2 protein-coding genes and 1 pseudogene are annotated in these 1,060 nt (G+C 51.8%); 2 read left to right on the top strand and 1 reads right to left on the bottom strand.

The genetic code is table 11. The features are described from left to right. Positions 1-207 (top strand): annotated as a pseudogene (locus AO064_RS31040) (hypothetical protein); the annotation flags it as partial. A gap of 90 nt (positions 208-297) precedes the next feature. Then, entirely contained in the window at positions 298-681 is a 384-nt protein-coding gene (locus AO064_RS02080; RefSeq protein ID WP_064052241.1) for a hypothetical protein, read from the top strand. A 292-nt stretch (positions 682-973) separates the two neighbouring features. Here the strand turns inward: AO064_RS02080 and AO064_RS31615 are convergent, their stop codons facing one another. Continuing rightward, complete coding sequence (locus tag AO064_RS31615; RefSeq protein WP_156521562.1) at positions 974-1,051, bottom strand: SEC-C metal-binding domain-containing protein; 78 nt, start codon at positions 1,049-1,051, stop codon at positions 974-976. Between the last annotated feature and the right edge of the window lie 9 nt (positions 1,052-1,060).

Raw genomic sequence — 1,060 nt, 5'->3', positions numbered from 1 at the left:
CCCCCTTGGATGAATAACTGCGATGGCTGGGGTATGGAACGCGTCGTTAAGGTGACTGTTGGTGATGATAATTGCGACTTTGAGGTCAGCCTGATCGAGGTGGACAGTGGGGCTGTTTACCACAACTCACACCGACCAGGTTTTCAAATTCAGTCACTGCAGAACTGCCGGCCAATTTTTCTCGAAACCATGATTCGATCAGTCTGAAAATTACCAACAATCTTGCACGATACCAACGCGCCTGGTTGCGTGTGCAATTCCTGATATCTCCATACAGAACGCAGCCGGAGGGCAGTGATGCTCGACACGATAGATGTAAATTTCCACGGAAAGCGCCATACAGATTTCGATCTCAAACGAATCATTAAAGCCCAGGAGCAAGGCTTTGATGTGCCGGTTACCGCTTATCTCTGCGGTGTTTCGATTAGGTCGCGCGCAGGTATCGGTGTTGTTTTTGGCCACAAGCGCAAAGACCAGTACGGTCGGTTTGGCGATGGTCACCTGATCAGGACTTCTGACGTGCTGAAGGTCGAACGTGAAGGGCGATTTTGGGTGATGACAACCGTGAATTCGCGTTATGTACTAGCAACTTTCCAGCGGGATAATGGACGTGCAAGCCTCCGCCAATACCTTCGACTTTCTAGTGCTCAGCATCATCTATCCCCGAACCTGCTGCAATAAAGGCGTGCATCCTATGATCGGCCTATGACTAAAGGATCCGGAGATTGTATGTCGAGCATGTTGATGAGAGCGGGCGAAACGATCTTTATTGCATCAGGTGTTGATGACCGCCCTGTTTCGTAGTCGATGGCTATTCACATCCCTACCGTTTTGGGGTTGCCCCCTTTGGGGGCTGACTGGCGTGACCAATCCCTGACTGCACCAGGTTTTGGCCCTATGGGCTTTCATCCTCAGGCCTTTGGCCCCAGAGGGCCGGCGCGCTCCGCGTGCTTTAGGCAGCCAATGAGCGCTTTTACAGGCAGCACCTCTTGTATTTTGAGCCGCTTCCACAAGGACATTGGTCGTTGCGCCCATGTCTCTTTGGAACCAATGCTCTCTC

It is taken from the genome of Pseudomonas marginalis, assembly GCF_001645105.1.
GTDB classification, from domain to species: Bacteria; Pseudomonadota; Gammaproteobacteria; order Pseudomonadales; family Pseudomonadaceae; genus Aquipseudomonas; species Aquipseudomonas petroselini.
Note: the sequence above shows the minus strand (reverse complement) of the source record. Positions and strands in the feature narration are given on the sequence as shown.